This window comes from Phenylobacterium sp. Root700 (genome assembly GCF_001429025.1).
Lineage (GTDB): Bacteria > Pseudomonadota > Alphaproteobacteria > Caulobacterales > Caulobacteraceae > Phenylobacterium.
On sequence record NZ_LMHT01000035.1, the window covers coordinates 430211 to 454263 of the forward strand.

Sequence of the window (24053 nt, forward strand, 5' to 3'; positions counted from 1 at the left end):
CGGGAGGATGGATAGATGGCGGCGACAGACAAACCGGTCCTGGATTTCGACGGGCTGCGCCCGCCCAGCCCCTTCATGACTGAGAAGCACCACGCCTGGCGCGCTCAGCTCCGCGCCTTCATCGAGGCCGAGATCGCGCCGAACCTGGACGCCTGGGACGCCGCTGCGACCTTCCCCGACGAGCTCTACATCAAGGCCGCGAAGGCCGGGGTCATGGGCATGGGCTTCTCCGAGGAGCTCGGCGGGACCGGCGAGGACATCGACCTCTATTACCGGATCATCTTCGCCGAAGAGTTCTTCCGCATGGGCTCGGGCGTGGTGTTCGCCGATCTGGCGACGCACTGGATCGCCCTGCCGCCGGTCATCGCCTTCGGCCCCGAGGAAATGCGCGAGCGCATCGCCCGCCCGGTGCTGGCCGGTGAGAAGAAGATGGCCTTCGCGGTCACCGAACCTTCCGGCGGCTCCGATGTCGGCGCCTTCCAGACCACGGCCGAACGGCGCGGCGACAACTACATCGTCAACGGCGGCAAGATCCTCATCTCCGGCGCCACCCGCGCCGACTACATGCTGACCGCGGTCCGCACCGGCGGTCCGGGCGTCGGCGGCCTGTCCCTGCTGCTGATCGAGGCTGACCGCCCCGGCGTCAGCACCAAGCCCGTGAAGGGGCTCGGCTGGTACAACGGCAACAACGGCTCCATCCATTTCGACAATGTCGAGGTCCCGGTCTCCAACCTGATCGGCGTCGAGAACCGCGGCTTCGCGGGCCTCGCCAACCAGTTCAACATCGAGCGGTTCAGCGGCATCGCCGCGACCCTGGCCATGGCCCGGACGGCCATCGCCGAGGCCATCTCCTGGGCCCGCCAGCGCCACACCTTCGGCCAGCGCCTGATCGACCACCAGGTCATGCGCCACAAGATCGTCGAGATGATCCAGCGGGTGAACGCCTGCTACGCCTATCTCGACATCCTGGTCTGGCGCTTCAGCCAGGGCGAGGTCCCGGTCGCCGACCTGGCGATGATGAAGATCTCGGCGACCACCACCCTGGAACACTGCGCCCGCGAAAGCCTGCAGGTCCTGGGCGGCCGCGCCTACACCGGCGACAACCGGGTCGAGCGCATCTATCGCGAAGCCCGCATCTTCGTCATCGGCGGCGGTTCCGAAGAGATCCTCCGCGACCTGGCCGGCCGTCAGATGGGCCTCTAACCGCCCACCTCCATCGGCAAGACAAAGAAAGGGCCGCCCCGGATCGGGGCGGCCCTAGTCGTTTGCGGGCGCAGGGTGGGTGTCCCGCGGAGGAACTCTAGAAGCTGGCGCGCAGGGTCACGCCATAGGTGCGCGGATCACCGAGGAAGGCCGAGAAGGACCCTGTCTGGAACGTCGTCGGGATCTTGCGGCGCGAGTATTCGGTGTTGAACAGGTTCCGCGCCCACAGCTCCACCCGCCAGCGTTCTTCATTGGTGGAGAGGCTCAGCCGGGCGTTGACCAGGGTGTAGCCCTTCTGGATGCGCAGCGGGTCGAAGGCGGCCAGGTACTGGTCCGACACATAGCGCGCATCGGCGTAAATCTGCCCGTTGAAGCCACTGTCGCCGATCGGGAACTTGTAGGTCGCCGAGCTGACCGAGGTCCACTTGGGCGACTGCTCCATCTGTTTGCCGGCGAAGGCGACATTGCCCGGATCGTTGGTGTAGCGGGCGTCGGTATAGGTCACGCCCTGGGTCAGGGTCAGGCTGTCGATCGGCCGCCAGGTGGCCTCGACCTCGGCCCCGCTGGTCAGCGCCTCGGCCAAGCGGCGGACCCGGAAGGCGACCCCCGTGAACTCCACGAGTTGGAAGCCTTTGACGACCTGATGGAAGACCGCGGTGTTGATCCGCAGCTTGTTCTCGAACAGCTCCAGCTTCAGCCCGGCCTCATAAGCGTCGGTCGTTTCGGGGCCGAAGGCCAGGTCCGAGCCCCGCGGCGTGCCCGGCGTCGTAAAGCCGGCGCGATCGAGGTTGTAGCCGCCCGACTTGTAGCCGCGCGAATAGGACAGATAGCTCTTGGCGTGATCGGTGAAGGCGTAGTCCATCACCGCGGTGCCGGAGAACTCCGTCTCTCGACGGCTGTCCGTCGCCGCGCCATTGTCGGTCTTGATCCGGGTGTCCCAGAAGAACAGGCAGAAGGCGCCGATGCCGGCGGTGTCGCCATTGGCCAGCGCTGCGTCGCAGGCCGGGTTGAAATTGATCGACAGCACCGAGACCGACTTCTCGTTGACCGTGTAGCGAAGCCCCCCGGTCACCGCGAGCTTGTCGGTGATGTGGAAGGTGTCGTGGGTGAAGACGGCGAAGTCGTCGCCCTTCTGATTGGAGAGCCCCTGCGCGCCGTCGCCGGGTTTCCAGGCCGCCAGCGTCGCCGGCTTGAAGGCCGCCGCCCCGCCGAAGAAGTCGGCGTAGGACGCCCCCATCTTGTAGGCGAAGTCCTGGAAGATCTCCTGGTGGGAATAGTAACCGCCGACCAGCCAATCCAGCCGCCCGGTCGTGCCCAGCAGGCGCACCTCCTGGGTCGCCTGGGTGAAGCCGGCGCGCAAGCCGTCCTTGTCGATGTAGCCGAGGTCGACGCCGCTATGGTCGAAGTCCTGGCCGCGATTGGCCTGCCACTTGCGGAACGCGCTGATCGAGACGAACTGCGCAAAGCCCAGGTCCCAATCGATCTGACCGGAGAAGCCGAAGTCGGTCACGTCTTCCTGGTTGACCCGGCCCGGCGTGGTGGCGGCGATGCGATCGAAGGGGTCCAGGCTGCCGGCGTTCAGGTAGCCGCGCCCGGCCGCCAGGGCGTTGGACTTGGCCAGCACCGGCCCGGCCTTTGCGAGTACGGCCGCGCAGCAGTCCTCGTTACGCTTGGTGTAGTCGGCGATGAAGTTGAAGCGCAGGTTTTCGGTCGCGTCGACCCGGACCTTGGCCCGCACGAACAACCGCTCCATGCGGTTGATGTCGTCGCCGGAATTGATCTCCTCCAGCAGGCCGTCGCGCTTCTGGATGATCGCCTCCAGGCGTCCACCGACGCCGTCGCCCAGCGGGCCGGACACCCCCGCGGCGGCGCGCATCCAGTTGTAGTTTCCGTAGGTCCCCTCGGCGTAGCCCTCAAAGGAATCCATGTTCGGGCCGGGGGTCACGATGTTGATCAGCCCCGCCGAGGTGTTCGCGCCGTAGAGCGTGCCCTGCGGCCCGCGCAACACCTCGATCCGTTCGACGTCGCCGAGTTCGGACATCGCCACCCCGGTCCTGGCCCGGACCACGCCGTCGATCACCACCCCGACCGCCGACTCCAGGCCAGGGTTCGTCGAGAGCGTGCCGATGCCGCGGATGCGCAGGCTGGAGTCCGAATCCCCGCCCGGCGTCTGGGCGCTGAGGCTCGGCGCCAGGGCGGTCATGTCGCGCAGGTCGCGGATGCCGGACGCCTTGAGCTGCGTCCCGGTGACGGCGGTGACCGCCAGCGGCACGTCGATCAGCGCCTCCTGGCGCTTTGTGGCGGTGACGATGACCTCTTCCACCGCGGTCTGTGCGTGGGCGGCGCCAGCGGCTGTGACAAGCGTCAGGGCCAGCGCGGAGCCGGCCATGAGATATGCGTGATTACGGGTACTCGACTGCCTGAGCGTCATGGACGACCTCCCCTTTTGCACTTTTCTGAGCGCGGGTTCCGGCCGCCTGTTCGGCGTTGCGCGCCGCACAGACAAGCAATCCAGAAACGCGCATCGGGTCTTTACCCGACCCGGAATCATTAGGTTGCAAAAAGAGACTGGTCAAGACTTTCAAAAAGAGACTAATTTGAACGCCTCATCGAGAGGCGCCCCAAGGCCTTCCGGCTGGACGACGACGATCCCTGGCCTCACCATCCGGTGGTTGCAGCGTTCAAAGACTGGACAGCCTGGGTAGGCGGCTATACCCGTTGGGCAGGAGAGCCATGGCCCGCACCCGAAAAGTCGTCAAAAACTCCGTGCATCGCGCGCTGAACACCATCGGTGATCGCTGGAGTCAGCTGATCCTCCAGGAGGCGTTTCGCGGCGCGACCCGGTACGAGGAGTTCAGGGCCCGGACCGGAGCGCCCCGCAACACCCTGTCGAATCGCCTTCGCGGTTTGCTGGCCAGCGGCATCCTCGAGCAACGCGCCCATCGCGAGGGCGCCGCCCGCCAATCCTACCACCTGACGCCGATGGGCCTGGACCTCTACGACTCGGTCCTGATCGCCTGGTGCTGGGGCATCCGCTGGGACTCCACCGCGCCCAACGGCCCGGCCGGTCTGGTCCACACCGAGTGCGGCAAGACGATGTTGCCGCTGATGGTCTGCCGTCATTGCGCCGGCGACATCTCGCTGCACGCCTGCCGCCATCACCCGGGCCCCGGCGCGGGCTATGAAGAGGTGGAGATCACCCGCCTGCATCGCCGGCGGCAGTCGTCCTCCGACGAGGCGGCGCGTACGGTCGCCGACGTCGTCGACATGACCGGCGACCGCTGGACCGGCATGATCATCTCGACCCAGTACTTCGGCATTCACCGGTTCGACGACATCCAGGCCGCGCTGGACATCGCCACCAACATCCTGACCGACCGGCTGCGCGTGCTGGTCGCCAACGGGGTCTTCGAACGGCGGCTCTACGAGATGTCGCCACCCCGCTACGAATACTGGCTGACCAAGAAGGGTAAGGACCTCTATCCCCATGCCCTGGCCCTGCTGATCTGGGCCGACAAGTGGCTGATGACGAACGACCAGCCGCCGGTCATCGTCACGCACAATCAGTGCGGCCAGAGCGTGGACGCCGCGGTGGTCTGCAGCGAATGCCGCAAGCCCCTGACGCTGGAAACCGTCACCGAGCGTCGGGTCAAAGATCGTAAAGCCGCCGCCTGACGCGCCCTAGGCCAAGGATCAAACAGCAGAGCTAGGCGTTCCCCCGCAAAGCCGGAGGAAATCCATGAGTCCAGACAGCCTGATGATCCGCAGCGCCAACCTGCTGGGGACGACCTTGAAGGACGGCGCGGGCCGCAAGCTCGGCACGATCCGCGAAGTGTTCTTCGAGCGCGACACCGGCCAGGCCCGGTTCGTCATCCTGGAACTCGGCGGCCTGCTCGGAACAGGCGGCAAATTCCACCCGATCCCGTGGCGCGAGCTGCGGTTCGACGAGAAGGCTGACGGCTACCTGACTGATCTGACGAAGGACAAGGTCAAGAGCAGCCCAGCCTATGACCGTGATCAGCTCAACGACACGGCCTACGCCTGGAGCGAACAGACCGAACGCTACTTCCGGGTCGATCCGATCTGAACCCAGGGCGCAGCCGCCGCGCCCTGCGATCTTTACAACTCCCTTATGCCGCCGCCGGCAGTCCCGTCTCGAAACCTGACGGGCCGCCGCCCCATGCTCCAAGCCTGATCATACGGCTATGGAGACACCACCGTGGCGGACCTCATCTTTCTTGGCCTAGGCGCGGGAGCATTCATGCTCTTCGCGGCCTTCGCCATCGGCCTACGGCGGCTCTGACAATGTTCGTGGACCTGCTCTGGGCCGCCGGCGCGATCGCCGTGGCCGTCTACATGCTCGCGGCGCTGCTGCGCCCCGACCGCTTCTGACGGAATACTGAAATGACTTGGCAAGGATGGGCGGAGATCGCCCTGACGCTGGCCGTGGCCATAGGGCTCGGCTGGCCTCTCGGCGTCTATATGTCCCGAGTTTGGAATGGCGAACGGACCTGGCTCGACCCGGTGTTCAAACCGGTGGAGCGGCTGGTCTACGCCGGCTGCGGCGTCGATGCGACCAAGAGCCAGACCTGGTTCTCCTATGCCGCCGCCCTGCTCGCCTTCAATGCGGTCGGCTTCTTCCTGGTCTACGCGATCATCCGGCTGCAGGGCGTATTGCCCTTGAACCCGCAAGAGTTCGCGGGCGTGTCCGAGCACCTGGCGTTCAACACCGCCGTCAGCTTCGTGACCAACACCAACTGGCAGTCGTATGGCGGCGAAAGCACCATGTCGCACTTCAGCCAGATGGCGGCCCTGACGGTGCAGAACTTCGTCTCCGCGGCCACCGGCGCGGCCATCGCCGCGGCCCTGGCCCGCGCCTTCATCGCCCACCGCGGCGAGGGCGTCGGCAACTTCTGGGCTGACCTCGTGCGCACCACGCTCTACGTGCTGCTGCCCTGCTCCATCGTCCTGGCCCTGGTGCTCGTGGCGCTGGGCGTGCCGCAGACGCTTCAAGCCTCGGCGCTGGCGACCACGGTCGAGGGCGCCGACCAGAAGATGTCGCTGTTCGCGGTCGCCAGCCAACTGGCCATCAAGCAGCTCGGCATCAACGGCGGCGGCATTTTCAACGTCAACTCCGCCCACCCGTTCGAAAACCCCAACCCGCTCACCAACTTCCTCACCGCCGTCTCGATCAACGTGCTCGGCTGGGCGGCCTTCTTCGCCTTTGGCCGCTCGGCCCTGGCCGGCAAGGACATCCGCGCCCTGGTGATGGCCGCGGCCATCCTGCTGTCGGCCGGCGCGACCGGCATCTATCTCGCCGAGACTCAACCCGCCCCCGCGCTGGTCGCCGCCGGCGTCGACGCCAGCCAGAACATGGAGGGCAAGGAGGTCCGCTTCGGCGCCGCCGCCACCGCCGCCTGGGCCGCCCAAACGACGGGAGCCTCGAACGGCTCGGTCAACGGCATGCATGGCAGCTTCATGCCGCTGGGCGGCGGGATCGCGATGTTCCTGATGATGCTGGGCGAGATCCTGCCCGGCGGCATCGGCTCGGGCATCGCCATCATGGTGGTCATGGCCCTGCTGGCGGTGTTCATCGCCGGACTGATGGTCGGCCGGACGCCCGAGTACCTGGGCAAGAAGGTCGAGGCCAAGGAGATCAAGCTCGCCATGCTGGCGGTGCTGGTGGTTCCGCTCTCGATGCTGGGCTTCTCGGCCATCGCCGCGATCCTGCCCGAGGCGCTCAAGGGACTGTTGAACCATGGCCCCCATGGCCTGTCGGAGATCCTCTACGCCTACGTCTCCACCACCGCGAACAACGGCTCGGCCTTCGCTGGCCTGACCGCCAACGCGCCCTGGTGGAACACGACGCTGGGCCTGGCCATGCTGATGGGCCGCTTCGTGCCGATCATCGCGGTCCTGGCCATCGCCGGCTCGCTGGTCGCCAAGCCCAAGCTCGCCCCCTCCGCAGGCACCCTGCCCACCGACAGCGGCCAGTTCGTCGGCCTGCTGGTGGGCGTGATCCTGATCCTGGGCGGCCTGCAATTCTTCCCTGCCCTCGCCCTAGGCCCGATCGTCGAGCACTTCCAAGTGCTGACGACGCTGGCCGCACGCTGATCTTTCGAGGCATCGCACAATGACCGCGTCTTACGTTCCGCAAGGCGAACACCGCCGCAAGGCGTCCACCCTGGCGAGCAGCCTGTCGCCCGCCATGCTCGGCCGCGCCGCCCGCGACGCCGTGGTGAAACTCGACCCGCGCAAGCTGACCGGCAATCCGGTGATCTTCGCGACCTGGATCGTCGCCCTGCTGGCTTCGGCCTCCACGGTCGCCGAGATCATGGCCGGCCACGACTGGGGCTTCGAAATCCAGATCGCGCTCTGGCTTTGGGCCACCGTGCTGTTCGCCAACCTGGCCGAGAGCGTCGCCGAGGGCCGAGGCAAGGCCGCCGCCGACTCCCTGCGCGCCACCCGCGTCACCACCAAGGCCAAGCTGATCGTCGATCCGGTCACCGGGACCATCGTCCCCACCCCGGCCCACAAGCTGGGAGTCGGCGAGATCGTCCTGGTCGAGGCCGGCGACGTGATCCCCGCCGACGGCGAGATCATCGAGGGCGTGGCCTCGGTCAACGAGGCGGCGATCACCGGCGAGAGCGCGCCGGTGATTCGCGAAAGCGGCGGCGACCGTTCGGCCGTCACCGGCGGCACCACCGTCGTCTCCGACTGGCTGAAGATCCGCATCACCTCCGAAGCCGGCAACACCTTCCTCGACCGCATGATCGCCATGGTCGAGGGCGCCGACCGCCGCAAAACGCCGAACGAGATCGCGCTGGCCGTGCTGCTGGCGGGCCTGACCCTGATCTTCCTGATCGCGGTCGCCACCCTGCTCGGCCTCGGCAAATATTCCGGCATCGTCCTGCCGCCGATGGTGCTGGGCGCGCTGTTCATCACCCTTATCCCGACGACCATCGGCGGCCTGCTCTCGGCGGTCGGCATCGCCGGCATGGACCGGCTGCTGAAGGTCAATGTGCTGGCCACCTCGGGTCGCGCGGTTGAGGCCGCCGGCGACGTCGACACTCTGCTGCTCGACAAGACCGGCACAATCACCTTCGGCAATCGCATGGCCACCGAGGTGATCGCCGCCCCGGGCATGCGCCAGGAAATCGTCATGCGCGCCACCCTGATGGCCTCGCTGGGCGATGAAACTCCCGAGGGCCGCTCCATCGTCGACCTGGCCCGCAGCCAGGGCCTGGAACTGGAAGCGCCCGAGGGCGCGACCCTGATCCCGTTCAGCGCCACCACCCGCCAGTCGGGCCTGGACGCCGACGGTCAGTCCTGGCGCAAGGGCGCGGTCGACGCGGTGATCCGCAGCCTGGACCTCAAGCCCGAGCAGATCCCGGCCGACCTGTCGGCGGCTGTGGACCGTATCGCCCGCTCGGGCGGCACGCCGCTGGCGGTCAGCGAAAACGGCGTCCTGGTCGGGGTCATCCACCTGAAGGACGTGGTGAAGCCCAATGTGAAGGAGCGGTTCGCCGACCTGCGCCGCATGGGTCTGCGCACGGTGATGATCACCGGCGACAACCCGGTCACCGCCGCGGCCATCGCCTCCGAGGCCGGGGTCGACGACTTCCTCGCCGAGGCCACGCCTGAGGACAAGCTGCGCCTGATCCGCGAGGAACAGGCCAAGGGCCGCCTGGTCGCCATGTGCGGCGACGGCGCCAACGACGCCCCGGCCCTGGCCCAATCGGACGTCGGGGTGGCGATGCAGACCGGCGCCCAGGCCGCCCGCGAGGCCGGCAACATGGTCGATCTCGACAGCGACCCGACCAAGGTCATCGAGATCGTCGAGGTCGGTAAGCAGATGCTGATCACCCGCGGCGCGCTCACCACCTTCTCGATCGCCAACGACGTGGCCAAGTACTTCGCCATCATCCCGGCGATGTTCGTGACCGCCCTGCCGGCGCTCGGCGCGCTCAACGTCATGAACCTGCACAGCCCGGAGAGCGCGATCCTCTCGGCGGTGATCTTCAACGCCCTGATCATCGTGGCGCTGATTCCGCTGGCCCTGCGCGGCGTGCGTTACCGGGCGGTCGGCGCGGCCAAGCTGTTGTCGCGCAATCTGTTGATCTACGGTCTGGGCGGTCTCATCGCCCCGTTCATCGGCATCAAGCTGATCGACATGATCGTTTCCGGCCTGGGACTTGCGTGATGATTATGCGTGAAGCCCTCGTCTCGGGCGGCCTTATCGCCCTGCTCTTCGCCTGCGCCCTTCTGAGCGGCGCCTTCTAGGAAGACGCCAATGCCCGCAATCGACACACAAAAAGAACCCTTCAGGACCTCGCTCATGACCCAGTACCGGGTGTTTCCCTTCGCCATCGCCGCCATCGCCTCCATGACGGCGGCCCCGGCGTTCGCTCAGGAACTCGACCTTTCGTTCAACGCCGGAGCCGCCACCGAGTATGTCTGGCGCGGGGTCAGCCAGACCGACGAAAAGCCGCAGCTGGCGGCCGGCGTCGACGCCACGATCGGGAGCCTCGGCTACGCCGGGGCCTGGATCTCGAACGTCGACTTCAACAACGGCACCGACGCGGAACTGGACCTCTACGCCGGCGTCAAACCCAAACTAGGCCCCGTCACCCTCGACCTTGGCATGATCTACTATGCCTACATCGACCAGCCCTCAGGCCCCGATCAGGACTTTCTGGAGTTGAAGGTGGGTGGCTCGCTCCCCGTCGGCCCGGCCACGGTCGGCGCGAACGTCTTCCATTCCAACGACTTCTTCGGCGAGACCGGCAAGTCGACCTATGTCGAGCTGTATGGCTGGGTTCCGGTCGCCGAGAAGGTCACGATCTCAGGCACGCTCGCCCACCAGGACGTCAACTACGACGGCGACTACACGCACTGGAACCTCGGCGCGAGCTACGCCCTCAACGACGTCGTCGGTTTCGACCTGCGCTATCACGACACCAGCGAGCACGGCTTCGGCGACGTCTACGGCAGCCGCGTCGTGCTCGGCGTCAAGGCCGTCTTCTAGGAGATCTGCGCCATGCTGTCCCTCATCCGCCCGGCCGTCGTATCGATGGCCTTCTTCACGCTCCTGCTAGGGGTCGCCTATCCGATGCTGATCACCGGCGTGGCCCAGGCCGCCTTTCCGAGCCAGGCCAACGGCAGCCTCATCGTCATGGGCGGCAAGGTGGTGGGCTCGGAGCTGATTGGACAGAACTTCGCCAAGGCCCAGTACCTGCACCCCCGCCCCTCGGCCGCCGGCGCCGCCGGCTATGACGCTTCGGCCTCGTCGGGTTCCAACCTCGGCCCGCTGAACGAAGACCTCGCCAAGCGGGTCAAGGACAGCGCAGTCGCTATTCGCGCCGAGGACGGCCAGGGCGTGATTCCCGCCGACGCTGTCACCGCCTCCGGCTCGGGCCTCGACCCGCATATCTCGCCGCAATACGCCGCCCTCCAGGCCGACCGCATCGCCAAGGCTCGGGGCGTCGAACCTCGGCTGGTGCGCGAAACCCTCGCCGCCCATGTCGAGGGCCGCGTCTTTGGCGTCCTCGGCCAGCCGCGGGTGAACGTGCTGGAGACCAACCTCGCCCTCGACGCCCGCTATCCGCTGCGTCAACCTCCCGCCTCATGAGCCCGGACGAACCCCGCCGCCCCGATCCGGACGCCCTGCTGGCCGCCACCGCCAGGCCGGGCCGGGGGCGGCTGAAGGTCTTCCTGGGCATGTCGCCCGGGGTGGGAAAGACCTTCGAGATGCTGCGCGCCGCTCGCCGCCGAAAGGCGGAGGGCGGCGACGTCGTTGTCGGGGTGGTCGAAACCCATGGCCGCCGCGAGACCCAATCCCTGCTGCGCGGCCTGGACGTCATGGCCCGGCGGCCGATCGACTACCGCGAACGCACGCTGCTGGAATTCGATCTCGACGGCGCGCTCGAGCGCAAGCCGGCCCTGCTGTTGGTCGACGAATACGCCCATTCCAACGCGCCGGGGTCTCGCCACCCCAAGCGCTGGCAGGACGTCGAGGAGATCCTCGCCGCCGGGATCGACGTCTGGACCACCCTCAACGTCCAGCACCTGGAAAGCCTGCGCGAGGTGGTCTGGAAGATCACCGGCGTGCGCCAGCGCGAGACGGTGCCCGACTCCGCCCTCTCCCGCGCCGATGAGATCGAGCTGATCGACATCACGCCTTCGGAACTCCGCGAGCGGATGGCCGAGGGCAAGGTCTATATCGGCGACACCGCCCGCATCGCCGCCGAGCGGTTCTTCAAGCCCGAAAACCTGACGGCCCTGCGCGAACTCGCCCTGCGCCGCGCGGCCCAGACTGTGGACGATCAACTGCTGGGCGCCATGAAGCGCGCCGGGGTCGAGGGTCCTTGGGCGGCGGGCGAGCGGATCCTGGTCCTGCTCGGCCCCGACGCCTCGGCCGGCGCCCTGGTGCGGACCGGGCGGCGGCTGTCCGACATGATGATGGACGCGCCCTGGTTCGTGGCCCACGTCGAACGCCCCAACGCCCCGCCCGCGCCCGCAACCGGACAGGCCCGCCTCAACGAAGCCCTGAAGCTCGCCGAGCAACTGGGCGGCGTCACGGTGATGCTGACCGGCGACGACCTCGTAAGCAGCGTCCTGGACTATGCGCGGCGCAACAACGTCACCCAGATCGTGGTCGGCAAGTCGGCCCGGCCCCGCCGCACCCCCTTCCGTCGCTCGTTGGTCCATGCCCTGCTGGAAGAGGCGCAGGGCGCGGCCCTGCACGTCGTCACCGAGGGCTCGGAGCCCGACGCTGCGTCGTCGCCCCGCCTCCGCGCGCCGCTGAGTTCCTGGCCCTGGGCCGGACACGCCGGCGCCGTCGGCCTGGTGAGCGTCGCCGCCTTGCTGGCGGGCGCGACGTTCCAGGTGGCCGAGACCGCCAACCTGGCCATGATCTTCATGCTGAGCGTGCTGATCAGCGGACTGGCCTTCGGGCTCTGGCCGGCCCTGACCGCCGCGACGCTCTGCGCCTTCGCCTATAATTTCTTCTTCCTGGAACCGCGTCTGACGGTGCGCATCGGCCATCCCGCCGACGTGCTGACCTTCGCCGTGTTCTTCGCCGTGGCCCTGACCACCGGCTGGCTGACCGGCCGCATCCGCGATCAGGCCCGCGCCGTCTCGCGGCGGGCCTCGGCGGTGTCGTCGCTGCTGGCCGCGAGTCGCAGGCTGTCCTCGGCAGCCAAGCAGGACACCGCGGCCCAGGCCCTGGCCGAACAGCTCGCCGCGGCGACCAGCGGTGCGGCGGTGGTCCTGACCCCTGAACGCGACGACCTGGCGCTGACCGCCGCCTCCCCGCCCCTGGACGCCCTGCCGCCCGGCGACATGGCCGCCGCGCGCTGGGCCTGGGAAAAGGGCGAACCGGCAGGCGCCGGCACCGGCACCCTGCCCAACTCCGCCTGGACCTTCCGCCCGTTGCAGGGGGTCAAGGCCCGCGCCGGCGTCGCCGGGGTCGAGCCCAAGGCCCTGGCCGCCGAGGACAACGAACGTTTCGTCTCGGCCTTGCTCGACCAGGGCGCGGTCGCCCTGGAACGCGCCGAGTTCGCCGCCCAGGCCGCCGACACCGAGGCGCTGCGCCGCACCGACCGCCTACGCGGCGCCCTGCTGAACTCGGTCAGCCACGACCTGCGCACCCCGCTGTCGACGGTGCTGGGCTCCGTCACCACCCTGCTCGACTACGGCAAGTCGCTGGACAGCCGGGTGCAGCGCGACCTGCTGGTCTCCATCCAGGAGGAGGCCGAGCGGCTGAACCGCTATGTCGGCGACCTGCTGGACATGACCCGGCTAGAGGGCGGCGCGCTGGTCACCCGGCGCGACTGGGTCGATATCCGCGACGTGCTGCGCGCGGCGGTGGACCGGGTGAAACGACGGCTGGACAAGCGCACCGTGGCGCGCGACTTCCCTGTCGAGCTGTCGATGGTCAAGGCCGACCCGTCGCTGTTGGAACAGGCCCTGGTGAACATCCTGGAGAACGCCATCGCCTATAGCCCGGACGGATCGTCGATCGAGGTCGCGGCCTATGAGGACCGCGGCAACGTGGTGATCTCCATCGAGGACGAGGGCCGAGGCATTCCGACCCCCGAGCTTGAGCGCGTGTTCGAGAAGTTCCGCCGCATGGAGGAAGCCACCGACCGGGGCAAGGGCGCGGGCCTGGGCCTGGCGATCTCCAAGGGTTTCGTCGAGGCCATGGGAGGACGCATCGCCGCCGCCAGTCCCATCCACGACGGCCAGGGCACGCGCATCCTGATCAGCCTGCCCAAGGAAACCGTCATGCCGGGGCACATGCTGTGAGCGCCAACCGCCCCCGCATCCTGGTCATTGACGACGAGCCGCAGATCCACCGGTTCCTGCAACCGGCGCTGGAGGCGGCCGGCTATGAGCCGATCCGCGCCGACACCGCCGCCGAGGGCCTGAAGGAGATCGCCCGCAAGGCGCCCGACGCCGTGGTGCTGGATCTTGGCCTGCCCGATTTCGACGGCAAGGAGGCGCTGACCCGTGCCCGCGCCTTCTATGACGGCCCGATCATCGTGCTCTCGGCCCGCGACAAGGAAACCGAGAAGATCGACGCCCTCGATCTCGGCGCCGACGACTATGTGGAAAAGCCCTTCGGGGTCGGCGAACTGCTGGCCCGGCTGCGGGTGGCCCTGCGCCACCGCCTGCGCCAGAAGGGGGCCGAGCCGATCGTCACGGTCGGCGACCTGACCATCGACCTGATCAAGCGGCTGGTGACCCGCGGCGGCCAGGCCATCCGCCTGTCGCCCAAGGAATATGACCTGCTGGCCCAACTGGTGGAGGGCGGCGGCAAGGTCGTCACCCATCGCCAATTGCTGACCGCCGTCTGGGGTCCGGCGCACGAAGAAGACGTCCAGTACCTGCGCGTCTTCGTGGCCCAGTTGCGCCAGAAGGTGGAGGTCGATCCCTCCAGCCCGATCCTGATCACCACCGAACCCGGCGTCGGCTATCGCTGGATAGGTTGAGGCCCTTATCGATCGATCTTCCCAACTCTGATCGTCATCGCCGGGCTTGTTCCGGTGATCCCTAGACGCGGCCGCCCCGGCAAATCCCCGAGCGCAGTGTTTATGGATGGCCGACACAAGAGGTTGGCCATGACGATCCAAGGGGAAGATGCGGGCGGAAGGCCAAGCTGCCTAGCTCCGAAGCCCTCGGCGCTTGGTCAGCCCTAGGACCCAGTCATAGGGAATGGCCGGGATTTCACGCAGGCGCATCTTCCACCAGGCGGGCCAGCCCATCTGGCGCGGACCAGCCTTCACCGATCCGTCCAGCGTCGGAACACCGAGCGCGGCGAAAATCAGCCGGGTTCGAGGCGTGTGATAGCTGTCGGTGCAGATGATCGCGCCGGGCAAGTCGCGCTGGGCGATCACGTGCGCGGCCGCCACCACCGTTTGCAGGGTGTCGAGACTGCCTTCGTCCAGGATCAGCCTATCGGCCGCCACACCGCCCTCAACCAGCCGCCCGGCCATGATCGAGGCTTCGGAGGGGCCATAGCGCCCCACTCCGCCCGAACAGAAGACCAGGGCGTTCGGGCGAGCCAGAGCCAATCGCCGCCCGCCCTCGATACGCCGCAGGAGCGCGGCGCTCGCGCGGCCGTCCGGTCGGACGGCCGCACCCAGGATAACGATGAGGTGGTGGGACAAATGCGAGGTCGTCCGTGCCGATTGGGTTGCAGGATGACCGCGCGCGCCCGTGGGCGCTAGGCTCTCGCCTCTGCGTTCATCGGGGGCTGATGCTCCTCGATGAGATCGTCCTGTTCGGCCAAACGCACGGCGCTGCGGACATTGAGCCGCGTCAGCACGTCGGCGTCGTCGCCATAGACATCCTTGGCCTTGGCCAATTGGTCGCGCCACACCGTGCGCGCCAAGCTGTCGGTTTCCCCGACATAGAGCACGTCGACCCCCTGAGAGGTCGGCTTGCAGATCACATAGTTCGCCCCGGCAGGCGGCAGAATCCGATCCTCCTCAAGAGCGGTGTAACGATAACGGTTGCCGGATTTCCCAGCGATTTCGATCTGACGGGCCAACGCACGCTCCCGACCTTGAGGTAAGAGAAAAATCATTCCGGGGCCGGACAAGCCACCCCGCGCCCCTGATAGCCGCGCGACTTGGGCGAAAGATAGGCGCGACCGTGCGACTATACATCACCTTGTCGCGAACGGGGCCGCCGCGTTGCGGAATCTCGGAACAACCTGGGCTATATGGCGTTCCTGGTCCAGTGACGGCTCTGCTAGGTTGACCTGCGAGGCGTTTCGACTCACGCAAACGCTCCCTAGCGAGGCTACGACGCGAGCCGATGGAACGACCCGCCGACTTTAGCTTGATGGACGTCGATGACGGCCGAAAGGCCGTGCTGTCCGGCGACTGGACCGCGACCTCGACCGGCGACGCCGCCAAGCGTCTGGCCGCCGCGGTCGAGACCGAGGGCCTGAAGGGCGTGGACATGACGCCCGTCGGACGCCTCGACACGGCCGGCGCCTTCGCCCTGATCCGCGCGCTGCGCGACGTCCTGCCAAGCGACCGCATCCAGGCGCGCCCGGAGACGGTCCGCCTGCTGGAACTGGTCGGCGCGGCGGCCGCGGAAAAGCCCGTCAAGCGGCCCGAGCCGCGCGGCTTCTATCAACTGGCCATCCGGGTCGGCCGCGGCGTATTCGACCTGGCCGGCGAGTTCTTCGAGACCATGGTCTTCACCGGCCACCTGTTGGTGGTCATGGGCCGGGTCATGATCAATCCGGCGCGCATCCGCTGGGCGGCCTGCGTTTCGCTGGCAGAACGCGCCGGGCTCGACGCCATTCCGATCGTCGCAGTCACCTCGTTCTTCATCGGCGCGGTGGTCGGCCTGCTCGGCGCCAACATGCTGCGGCAGTTCGGGGCCGAGGTGTTCGCCGTCGAACTGATCGGCATCGCGGTGCTGCGCGAGTTCAACATCCTGATCACCGCCATCTTGCTGGCCGGCCGCTCAGCCTCAGCCTTCGCCGCCGAAATCGGCTCGATGAAGATGAATCAGGAGATCGACGCCATGAAGGTGATGGGCGTCGATCCGTTCGAGGCCCTGGTCTTCCCCCGCTTCGCCGCCCTGCTGGCGATCATCCCCCTGCTGACCTTCGTGGCGACCCTGGCGGGCCTATTCGGCGGCCTGCTGGTCACCTGGACGGTGCTCGGCCTGGGTCCGGCCTTCTTCCTGCAGCGGATCATCGACAATGTCGGGGTCACGCACTTCATGATCGGCATGTCCAAGGCCCCGGTGATGGCCGCGGTCATCGCCGGCATCGGCTGCCGCCAGGGCATGGAAGTCGGCGGCGATGTGGAATCGCTGGGCCGCCGGGTGACCTCGGCCGTCGTCCACGCCATCTTCGCCATCATCCTGATCGATGCCGCCTTCGCCCTGCTCTACATGAAGTTGGGGATCTAAGTGTCCGAAGACGAAGCAGATGCGCTGCCCATGGACGGTCCGGCCATCGAGGTGACCGGTCTGAAGTCGCAGTTCGGCTCGCATGTCGTGCATGATGGGCTGAACCTGACCGTGCGGCGGGGCGAGGTCCTGGGCGTGGTCGGCGGTTCGGGGACCGGCAAGTCGGTCCTGCTCAACACCATTATCGGCCTGCGCCATCCCGACGCCGGGGCGGTCAAGGTGTTCGGCCAGGACATCCAGCACGCCAGCCGCGGCCGCTGGTCGGAGATCGAGCGCAGTTGGGGCGTCCTTTTCCAGCAAGGCGCCCTGTTCTCGAACCTCACCGTCCGTCAGAACGTGGCCGCGCCAATGCACGAGCACACCAATCTGTCGCGCAAGACCATCGACGAACTCGCCGACCTGAAGATCGCATTGGTCGGCCTACGAGCCGGGGCCGGCGACCTGAAGCCCGCGGAGCTGTCAGGCGGCATGCGCAAGCGCGCCGGCCTGGCCCGCGCCCTGGCGTTGGACCCCGAACTGCTGTTCCTCGACGAGCCGACCGCCGGCCTCGACCCCATCGGGGCGGCGGCCTTCGACACCCTGATCAAAGACCTCTCCGACAGCCTGAACCTGACGGTGTTCATGATCACCCACGACCTCGACACGCTTTATGCGATCACCGACCGCGTCGCCGTGCTGGCCGACAAGAAGGTGGTCGAGGCCGCGCCGGTACGCGAACTTGAGCGTTCAACTCACCCCTGGATCCAAGAGTACTTCCTCGGCCCGCGCGGACGCGCCGCGGCCAGTGCAGTCAAGAAAGCCGAGACGGCCGCCTGATGGAAAAAGACGCCAACTACGCCCTGGTGGGCTTTTCGACCCTGCTGCTGTTCACCGGGCTGATGATCTTCGTCGTCTGGCTGGCGCGGCTGACCTTCGCCCAGGACTACGACGTCTACGACATCATCTTCCAGGGGCCGGTCCGTGGCCTGAGCCAGGGCGGCGAAGTCCATTTTAACGGCATCAAGGTCGGCGAGGTCACCCGCATCCAGCTCGACCGCGCCAATCCGAACCGGGTGATCGCCCGCGCCCGGGTCACCTCCGACGTGCCGATCCGCGCCGACTCCTACGCCACGCTCGAACCCCAGGGCATCACCGGGGTGAACTACGTGCAGATCACCGCCGGGACGCCGTCCAAGCGCCTGCTGCGCGATACCGTGCCCCAAGGCCAGGTCCCCAAGCTCCGCACCCAGCGCAGCGCCCTGTCCGACCTTCTGGAGGGCGGCGGGACGGTGCTGACCCGCACGGTCGAGGCCCTGGACCGGGTCAACCGGCTGCTGTCGGACCAGAACATCAAGACGGTCGGCGCCGCGATCAGCGACGCCCAGGCGGTGACCGCCGAACTGCGTGAGCGCCGCGCCATCATCGCCGACGCCCAGAAATCCCTGCAAAGCATCGACGCCGCAGCCGTCGAGATCGCCGCGCTGAGCAAGTCCAGCCGCGAACTGGTCGACAATGACGGCAAGCGGACCCTGGCCAATCTGGCCGCCGCCTCCGACGAGGCCCAGGCCGCCGCCAAGGACATTCGCACCATGATCGGCCGCCTGGATGGTCCGACCAGCGACTTCGCCACCAACGGCCTGCCGCAACTGACCTCCTCCGTCCAAACCCTGCAGGAGACGGCCGAGTCCCTCGACCGGCTGATCCGCGACGTCGAAGCCAATCCCCGCGGCCTGGTCGGCAAGCCGACCGCCCAGGAAATCAAGGTGAAGCCATGACCGCCCTCGCACGCAGCCTTCGCGTCCTGAGCCTCACGGCGCTCGCCGTCTCGCTCTCGGCCTGCATCTCGCTGTTTCCGAAGTCAGATCCGGCCCAGCTCTACCGTTTCGACGGCGTGACCAAGGCCGCGGACGCCGCGGCGCCGGCGCCCACCGCCCGGTTCGGCGTGGTTCGGGCGGGCGGCAGCTTCGTGCAGGCGGCGTCGAGCGACCGCATCCTCACCGTCGACGGCGGCAAGGTGGCCTATGTCGCCGAGTCCCGTTGGGTTTCGCCCGCCGTGACATTGTTCAACGAGGCGCTCACCCGCGCCTTCGACAGCAGCAATGGCGCGGCCCGGCTGATGTCGCGCGGCGAGGTCGGCAAGGCCGACTACTTCCTGCGGGTCGACGTCACCAAGTTCGAAGCCGACTATGATCACGGTCTCAAGGCCGCGCCCCAGGTCGCCGTCGGCCTGCGCGTGACCCTGGTGCGCGCCGACCGGACCCTGGCCGGCTCGACGCTCATCGAGGCCAAGGTTCGCGCCAGCGACAACCGCGTGTCCTCGATCGTCAGGGCCTTCGATCAGGCGGTGGGCGAAGCCCTGGCCGACCTGATCGGCTGGACCAACCAGACCGGCTCCGCGCCGGTCTAGGAGCTGACCGCAGTCAGTTGACCGGTTCCAGGGCGTACATCTGCGCCTCGCGGGCGATCAGCACGTCGGCCAGGAACCCGTAGGCCTCGCCCCAGGCGCCAAGCACCTCGTCGGTCGCCGCCTCGCCCAGCACGTCGCGGATGGCCGGCAGAAGCGCGGCCGCCACCGAGGGATAGTGTTCAGGCCGTACATGCGTCTGGACGTGCCGCGTCGCCATCTTCTCGATCGCGCCCGACAGCGCCGGCAGATTGTCGACGTTCTGCGCAAAGGCGACGATGGCCGCGGCCAGCCGGCGCGGTTGCTCGCCCGATTCCTGCGCCGCCTGATCGAACAGGGCCTTTATTTCGGCGTCGACAAACAGCCGCTCGTACATGGCCGTGGTGATCGCCACGCCGTGCTGAACCAGTACGGGCGCCGTCGCCTTGACGATGCCGATGGTCGTTGAAGAGAGTTCGCGCATGTCCAGATCCCCTTTGTGATCTGGGCCTTAACAGCCGCGCGGACGCACGCTCAACTCCGGGTCACTACGTAGACGGTCTGGCCTGAACCTAGGCGTCGGCCAGTCCGGCGATGCGCTTGGCCGCCGTGACGGTGTTCTTGAGCAGGCAGGCGACGGTCATCAGCCCGACGCCGCCCGGCACCGGGGTGATGTGCCCGGCGACGCTCAAAGCTTCCTTGTAGGCTACGTCTCCGACCAGCTTGGTCTTGCCGGCGGCGGCCTTGACCGGATCGCGGAACGGGACGCGGTTGATGCCGACGTCGATCACGGTCGCGCCGGGCTTGATCCAGTCGGCCTTGATCATCTGCGGGCGGCCGACCGCGGCGACCAAGATGTCGGCCTCGCGGCAAACCGCCGCCAGGTCCTGGGTGCGCGAATGAGCGATAGTGACCGTGCAGTCGGCCTGCAGCAGCAGTTGGGCGATCGGCTTGCCGACCAGCACCGAGCGGCCGACCACCACGGCGCGCTTGCCGGTCAGGTCGCCCAGGGTCTCGCGCAGCAGGATCATGCAGCCCAGCGGCGTGCAGGGCACCAGCGAGGGCAGCCCCTGCGCCAGCCGTCCGGCGTTGACGACATGCAGTCCGTCGACATCCTTGGCCGGGTTGATGGCCTCGATCACCGCCTTCTCGTCCAATCCCTTGGGCAGCGGCAGCTGGACCAGGATGCCGTGGATGGCCGGATCGCCGTTCAGCTGCTCAACCATGGCCAGCAGGTCGTCCTGGCTGACATCGGCCGGCAGCCGGTGGGTGACCGAATGCATCCCGGCGGCGTTGGAGTGCTCGCCCTTGGAGCGCACATAGACCTGGCTGGCCGGATCGTCGCCGACCAGCACCACCGCCAGGCCCGGTTGCAGGCCATGCTGGGCCTTGAGGATCGCGACCTCGGCGGCCACCTCGGCGCGCAGACGTTCGGCCGTGGTCTTGCCGTCGATGATCTGGGCCTGGGACATGCGTTCTCCTGGGTCGGAACTGGCGCTGGAACTACCCGTTCAGCCTGCGCCGCGCAATGCGGCCAGGAGCGCGGCCTCGACTAGGACCGCATCCAGGCCGCCACGGCCCAGGCGTGGGAGTCGTGGCGAAGGATCCTGATCGCGGCCTCGGGCTCAAGCCACATGAGGGTATGGTCGTCCTCGACCTTCAGCGCCGGCGCCTCGGCCAGCAGGTCGAGGCTGAAGAAGACGCTGCGATTGTTCCAGGCCAGCCCCTCGGTGTTGATGAAGAATTGGTCGGCGACGCCGAAGGACGACCGCGTCGCCACCTGCAACCCCGCCTCCTCGCCGAACTCGCGCACCACGCCCTGCTCCGGGGTCTCGCCCGGATCGACGCCGCCGCCCGGCAGATCGTGCCATGAGGCCCCATCGGTCTTGACGATGCGCACCAGGGCGATCTTGCCCTCGCGCTCCAGAATGCCGAAGGCCGCGGGGCGATCGGCATAGACCCTGCCACCCTGCCGTTCCCCGAACTGCGGGACCGCGCGCATCGGTCAGTCCTTGCCGTAGAGGCTGTCGTAGGGATCCTTGCCGGCCAGCACGTCCTGCACCCTCAGCACCGGCCATCCGACCGTGGCGTTACCGCTGGCCCGCCAGGCCGAGACCACCATGTCGCGTAGTTCGGAGGCGCCGACCGCCAGCCGGTCCGTAGCGAAGGTGATCCCTCGCCCGTCGCCGGACCGGATCCCGCCGGTCTTCTCCAGCTCATAGAAGGGAATGACCTGCGTGGCGGTGTCCGAGAGATAGTTCACGGTCCGCTTCTCGATCGGGCAGTCGCACGAGCGCAGCGGCGCCACCTTGGCGCTCACCGCCGCCAGCTTGATGTTGTTGAACACGAACTCGCTCTCGAAGGGCCCGTGGACCCGCGCGGTCGTGTAGCCCTGAGGGTTCGGATACTCGCCCCAGCCGTTGTAGTGCACGGTCACATGCAGGGGCTGGGCCCCGTCGCCGACGAAGTGCGAGAGATTGCCGATGGTTTGCAGGATCTGCGCCTCGCGCCGCACCAGATCGCGGTTCAGCCAGGCGCGGCGTTCGCGGTTCTTTTCGCGCGACGCGGCGACCTTCACCGCCTGCCAATAGGCGAAATCCTTGGTCAGCTGCTGGTGCTGGTCGATGATCGAATAGGGCAGGTAGCCAGCCTTCCAGCTGTCCAGCCCGGCGGCCTGCAGCCCCTTCTCGTAGTCGGCCCGGGTCGCCGGCAGCGGCAGGAAGGACGGACCGCCCAGCAGCTTGCCGTCCTCGTCCAGATCCAGGAAATGGCCGGCGTCGCGATTGTGGTCGTGGATGCGCCCGGCGCCCTTGGAGCGATCCTGCTCACGCGAGAGCTCTCCGACGTCGCGGACCGCGGCCGGGGTGCGCAGGAAGGCCGGGACCTCGCCGGGCAAGGCGCGCATGGCCGCCTCCCCGACGATCCGGTGCCCCATGGCGCCCCAGGCAAGCGCCTGGGCGGGGGCTAGAGCGACGACGAGGGCGACGATCAGCGGAGCTTTCATGCTCCTCCGTTTAGGCGATCTTGAGCGCGGCCTCCACCCGCTTCACCCAGGTCTGGACCTTGGGATAGCGGCCAAGGTCAAAGCCCCCTTCGTGGGCTAGCCGGGTGTAGGCGACCAGCGCCACGTCGGCGAGGCTGACGGCCTCCCCCACCAGGAATAGCGATACGGCCAAGCCGTCCTCCAGACGCTGCAGCGCGCCATTGCCCCGCTCGACCAGCCGGGGCTCGAGATCGGCCACCGCCTTGCCCGCATAGCGCACGTGGAAGCGCGCCACAGCGACATAGGGCTCATGCGAATATTGCTCCCAGAACATCCATTCCAGCATCCGGGCGCGGTCATAGGCGTCGGTCGGGATCAGGTCCGAACCTTCGGCGAGGTGCAGGATGATGGCGTTGGACTGGGCCAGCGGCCGGCCGTCGTTCAGGACGACCAGCGGCACCTGACCGGCCGGATTCAGCGCCAGGAAATGCGGCGTCCGCGACTCGCCCTTGAGGATATCGGTCTCGATCCAGTCGAAGGGCAGGCCGAGATATTCAGCGACCCACCGCACCTTCAGGCAGTTTCCAGAGATCGAATCCCCATAGACCTGCATGAGCTCGCCCCTTGTTGCGTAAGGGTTTGATAGCCGAAATAGGCCGTTCGGCAAGCGATGGTGTCTATATGTCGCTGTTAGCAATCCTTCACGCAGGGTTGAACCGCCCTCGGACTCCGGGTACCTAGTCCGCCGCTGCCAAGATCAACGACGAAGGAGCTGCCGTCATGCGACGTCGCCTCGCCGCCCTTGCCGCCCTCCCGATTTTCTTGGGGCTGTCCTCGAGCGCACAAGCCGCGCCTCCCCCCGATCCGATCGGGGACCTGATCGTTTCGGCCCTGACTGGAGCCATGCCGGGCACGCCCGAATTCCGCCTGAAGGCCAGCCTGTATCATGCCGGCGCCAAGGGTGTTGGCGTCCTGGATTCGCTCGGCTGCCGCGTCGTCGCGATGCGCACCGTCGCCATCGACTCCAAGCTCATTCCTCGCCGTACGAAGCTGTACATCAAGGAAACCGTCGGCCTTCCGATGCCCGACGGCTCCAGGCATGACGGCTTCTGGTACGCTTCCGACACCGGCGGCGCGATCAAGGGCGAGAAGATCGACCTCTTTACCGGCCATGGCTCATCCTCGATGAAGCCGTTGATGCCGCTGAACCTCGCCAAGCTGACGGTTTCGAAAGTCGGCGAGTTCAAGGGCTGCCCGCCGGCCTAAGCGCCGGGCGCCCGAAGCCCTTCCCCAAGCCTGCCCCAACGTCGCCGCACCCCTGCGGCGGCGCGACATCCTTTGGCTTGAGGACCGTGATGATCGTCTCGAAACCCAACTTCTTCCTGCTCACCGGCGGACCGGGCGTCGGCAAGACCACCCTGATCGAACAATTGCGGGCGCGTGGTGAACGCTGCGTTGAGGAAACCCACCGCCGGGTGATCCGCGACGAGGTCCAGTCGGGAGGGTCAGCCGTCCCCTGGATCGACAGCCAGGCCTATGGCGAACGCACGGCGCGCGAGGACATCGCCATCTTCAACTCCATGATCGATGTGGAGGAGCGGGTCTTCTTCGACCGCGGCGTCCCCGACACCGGCGGGGCGGGCTTCACGCCGCCGCCCTGGTTCGCCGAGGCGCTACACACGCGGCGCTACAACGCCCATGTGTTCGTGCCGCCACCCTGGCGGGAGATCTACGCCCAGGACGCGGAGCGCAAGCAGACCTTCGAAGACTGCCTGGCCACCCATGAGGTCGTTCTGAAGGCCTATCGGGCGCTGGGCTATCAGCCGGTCCTGCTGCCCCTCACGGACGTCGAGACGCGCGCGGAGTTTGTCCTGGCGTATGTCGAGGGGACGTCGGCCTGAACAGATCCCCCCTTCTGGGGGAGATGGCGCGCGCCAGCGCGACGGAGGGGGCTGCTGCGAAGTCCCCCTCAGTCAGCCTAAGGCTGACAGCTCCCCCAGAGGGCTACGGGATGCACGGAAGTGATTCCCCTTGCTGAGCTGAGCTGATTCAACGGTCCGATCT

The 24053-nt window shown here is 67.6% G+C and carries 23 protein-coding genes; 15 read left to right on the forward strand and 8 right to left on the reverse strand.

What is annotated here, in order from left to right; genetic code table 11:
• Positions 1 to 15: 15 nt before the first annotated feature.
• On the forward strand, positions 16 to 1203 hold the full coding sequence (locus tag ASE02_RS21750) for an acyl-CoA dehydrogenase family protein (protein ID WP_056737352.1): 1188 nt from the start codon (positions 16 to 18) through the stop codon (positions 1201 to 1203).
• Positions 1204 to 1300: 97 nt separating this feature from the next.
• On the opposite strand, the gene ASE02_RS21755 is transcribed toward ASE02_RS21750, so the two are convergent.
• The gene (locus ASE02_RS21755) at positions 1301 to 3592 is read right to left on the reverse strand and encodes a TonB-dependent receptor (RefSeq protein ID WP_056737354.1); all 2292 of its coding nucleotides are present in this window, start codon (positions 3590 to 3592) and stop codon (positions 1301 to 1303) included.
• Positions 3593 to 3936: 344 nt separating this feature from the next.
• On the opposite strand from ASE02_RS21755, the gene ASE02_RS21760 reads away from it, so the two are divergent.
• From ASE02_RS21760 to ASE02_RS21795, 8 genes are all read left to right on the forward strand, one after another.
• Positions 3937 to 4878: a helix-turn-helix domain-containing protein gene (locus ASE02_RS21760; RefSeq protein ID WP_056737356.1), complete on the forward strand. Its 942-nt coding sequence runs from the start codon at positions 3937 to 3939 to the stop codon at positions 4876 to 4878.
• Positions 4879 to 4942: 64 nt separating this feature from the next.
• Positions 4943 to 5290 (forward strand): PRC-barrel domain-containing protein, encoded by a 348-nt coding sequence (locus ASE02_RS21765; RefSeq protein WP_056737359.1) that lies wholly within the window; start codon positions 4943 to 4945, stop codon positions 5288 to 5290.
• A gap of 317 nt (positions 5291 to 5607) precedes the next feature.
• The gene (gene kdpA, locus ASE02_RS21770; RefSeq protein ID WP_056737361.1) at positions 5608 to 7317 is read left to right on the forward strand and encodes a potassium-transporting ATPase subunit KdpA; all 1710 of its coding nucleotides are present in this window, start codon (positions 5608 to 5610) and stop codon (positions 7315 to 7317) included.
• 19 nt (positions 7318 to 7336) lie between these two features.
• The gene (gene kdpB, locus ASE02_RS21775) at positions 7337 to 9406 is read left to right on the forward strand and encodes a potassium-transporting ATPase subunit KdpB (RefSeq protein WP_056737362.1); all 2070 of its coding nucleotides are present in this window, start codon (positions 7337 to 7339) and stop codon (positions 9404 to 9406) included.
• Between the two features lie 135 nt (positions 9407 to 9541).
• Positions 9542 to 10231 (forward strand): TorF family putative porin, encoded by a 690-nt coding sequence (locus tag ASE02_RS21780; RefSeq protein WP_056737364.1) that lies wholly within the window; start codon positions 9542 to 9544, stop codon positions 10229 to 10231.
• 12 nt (positions 10232 to 10243) lie between these two features.
• A complete protein-coding gene (gene kdpC / locus ASE02_RS21785; protein ID WP_056737366.1) occupies positions 10244 to 10834 on the forward strand; it encodes a potassium-transporting ATPase subunit KdpC in 591 nt (196 codons plus the stop codon).
• Positions 10831 to 13512 (forward strand): sensor histidine kinase KdpD, encoded by a 2682-nt coding sequence (locus ASE02_RS21790; protein WP_056737368.1) that lies wholly within the window; start codon positions 10831 to 10833, stop codon positions 13510 to 13512. The genes kdpC and ASE02_RS21790 overlap by 4 nt, the downstream gene beginning before the upstream one ends.
• Positions 13509 to 14198, forward strand: a complete 690-nt coding sequence (locus ASE02_RS21795; protein WP_056737370.1) for a response regulator — start codon at positions 13509 to 13511, stop codon at positions 14196 to 14198. Before ASE02_RS21790 ends, ASE02_RS21795 begins: the two co-directional genes overlap by 4 nt.
• A gap of 171 nt (positions 14199 to 14369) precedes the next feature.
• Here ASE02_RS21795 and ASE02_RS22600 read toward each other — a convergent pair whose 3' ends face one another.
• Together ASE02_RS22600 and ASE02_RS22605 are read right to left on the reverse strand one after the other, a co-directional pair.
• A complete protein-coding gene (locus ASE02_RS22600) occupies positions 14370 to 14876 on the reverse strand; it encodes a YdcF family protein (RefSeq protein WP_162257210.1) in 507 nt (168 codons plus the stop codon).
• Between the two features lie 56 nt (positions 14877 to 14932).
• Positions 14933 to 15259 carry a hypothetical protein gene (locus ASE02_RS22605; RefSeq protein WP_056737373.1) on the reverse strand — a complete coding sequence of 109 codons (327 nt, stop codon included), beginning with the start codon at positions 15257 to 15259 and terminating at the stop codon, positions 14933 to 14935.
• A 269-nt stretch (positions 15260 to 15528) separates the two neighbouring features.
• Between ASE02_RS22605 and ASE02_RS21810 the strand changes: the two genes are divergently transcribed.
• From ASE02_RS21810 to ASE02_RS21825, 4 genes are read left to right on the forward strand one after another with little or no spacing between them, the layout of a single operon-like run.
• On the forward strand, positions 15529 to 16644 hold the full coding sequence (locus tag ASE02_RS21810; RefSeq protein WP_056737375.1) for an ABC transporter permease: 1116 nt from the start codon (positions 15529 to 15531) through the stop codon (positions 16642 to 16644).
• Positions 16645 to 16674: 30 nt separating this feature from the next.
• Entirely contained in the window at positions 16675 to 17460 is a 786-nt protein-coding gene (locus ASE02_RS21815; RefSeq protein WP_056737377.1) for an ABC transporter ATP-binding protein, read from the forward strand.
• On the forward strand, positions 17460 to 18398 hold the full coding sequence (locus tag ASE02_RS21820) for an MlaD family protein (protein ID WP_056737379.1): 939 nt from the start codon (positions 17460 to 17462) through the stop codon (positions 18396 to 18398). Before ASE02_RS21815 ends, ASE02_RS21820 begins: the two co-directional genes overlap by 1 nt.
• Positions 18395 to 19030: an ABC-type transport auxiliary lipoprotein family protein gene (locus ASE02_RS21825; RefSeq protein ID WP_056737381.1), complete on the forward strand. Its 636-nt coding sequence runs from the start codon at positions 18395 to 18397 to the stop codon at positions 19028 to 19030. Before ASE02_RS21820 ends, ASE02_RS21825 begins: the two co-directional genes overlap by 4 nt.
• Positions 19031 to 19043: 13 nt before the next feature.
• Here the strand turns inward: ASE02_RS21825 and ASE02_RS21830 are convergent, their stop codons facing one another.
• The 5 genes from ASE02_RS21830 to ASE02_RS21850 form a co-directional block, all read right to left on the reverse strand.
• Positions 19044 to 19490, reverse strand: coding sequence for a globin domain-containing protein (locus tag ASE02_RS21830; RefSeq protein ID WP_056737383.1), 447 nt, complete (start codon positions 19488 to 19490; stop codon positions 19044 to 19046).
• A gap of 88 nt (positions 19491 to 19578) precedes the next feature.
• Positions 19579 to 20478, reverse strand: a complete 900-nt coding sequence (gene folD, locus ASE02_RS21835) for a bifunctional methylenetetrahydrofolate dehydrogenase/methenyltetrahydrofolate cyclohydrolase FolD (RefSeq protein WP_056737385.1) — start codon at positions 20476 to 20478, stop codon at positions 19579 to 19581.
• A gap of 80 nt (positions 20479 to 20558) precedes the next feature.
• On the reverse strand, positions 20559 to 21008 hold the full coding sequence (locus ASE02_RS21840; protein ID WP_056737386.1) for an NUDIX domain-containing protein: 450 nt from the start codon (positions 21006 to 21008) through the stop codon (positions 20559 to 20561).
• Positions 21009 to 21011: 3 nt separating this feature from the next.
• The gene (locus ASE02_RS21845) at positions 21012 to 22010 is read right to left on the reverse strand and encodes a S1/P1 Nuclease (RefSeq protein ID WP_056737388.1); all 999 of its coding nucleotides are present in this window, start codon (positions 22008 to 22010) and stop codon (positions 21012 to 21014) included.
• A 10-nt stretch (positions 22011 to 22020) separates the two neighbouring features.
• A complete protein-coding gene (locus tag ASE02_RS21850) occupies positions 22021 to 22602 on the reverse strand; it encodes a glutathione S-transferase family protein (RefSeq protein WP_056737390.1) in 582 nt (193 codons plus the stop codon).
• Positions 22603 to 22769: 167 nt separating this feature from the next.
• On the opposite strand from ASE02_RS21850, the gene ASE02_RS21855 reads away from it, so the two are divergent.
• Together ASE02_RS21855 and ASE02_RS21860 are read left to right on the forward strand one after the other, a co-directional pair.
• Positions 22770 to 23255, forward strand: coding sequence for a 3D domain-containing protein (locus ASE02_RS21855; protein WP_056737392.1), 486 nt, complete (start codon positions 22770 to 22772; stop codon positions 23253 to 23255).
• A gap of 89 nt (positions 23256 to 23344) precedes the next feature.
• Positions 23345 to 23890 (forward strand): AAA family ATPase, encoded by a 546-nt coding sequence (locus tag ASE02_RS21860; protein ID WP_056737394.1) that lies wholly within the window; start codon positions 23345 to 23347, stop codon positions 23888 to 23890.
• Positions 23891 to 24053: the final 163 nt, after the last annotated feature.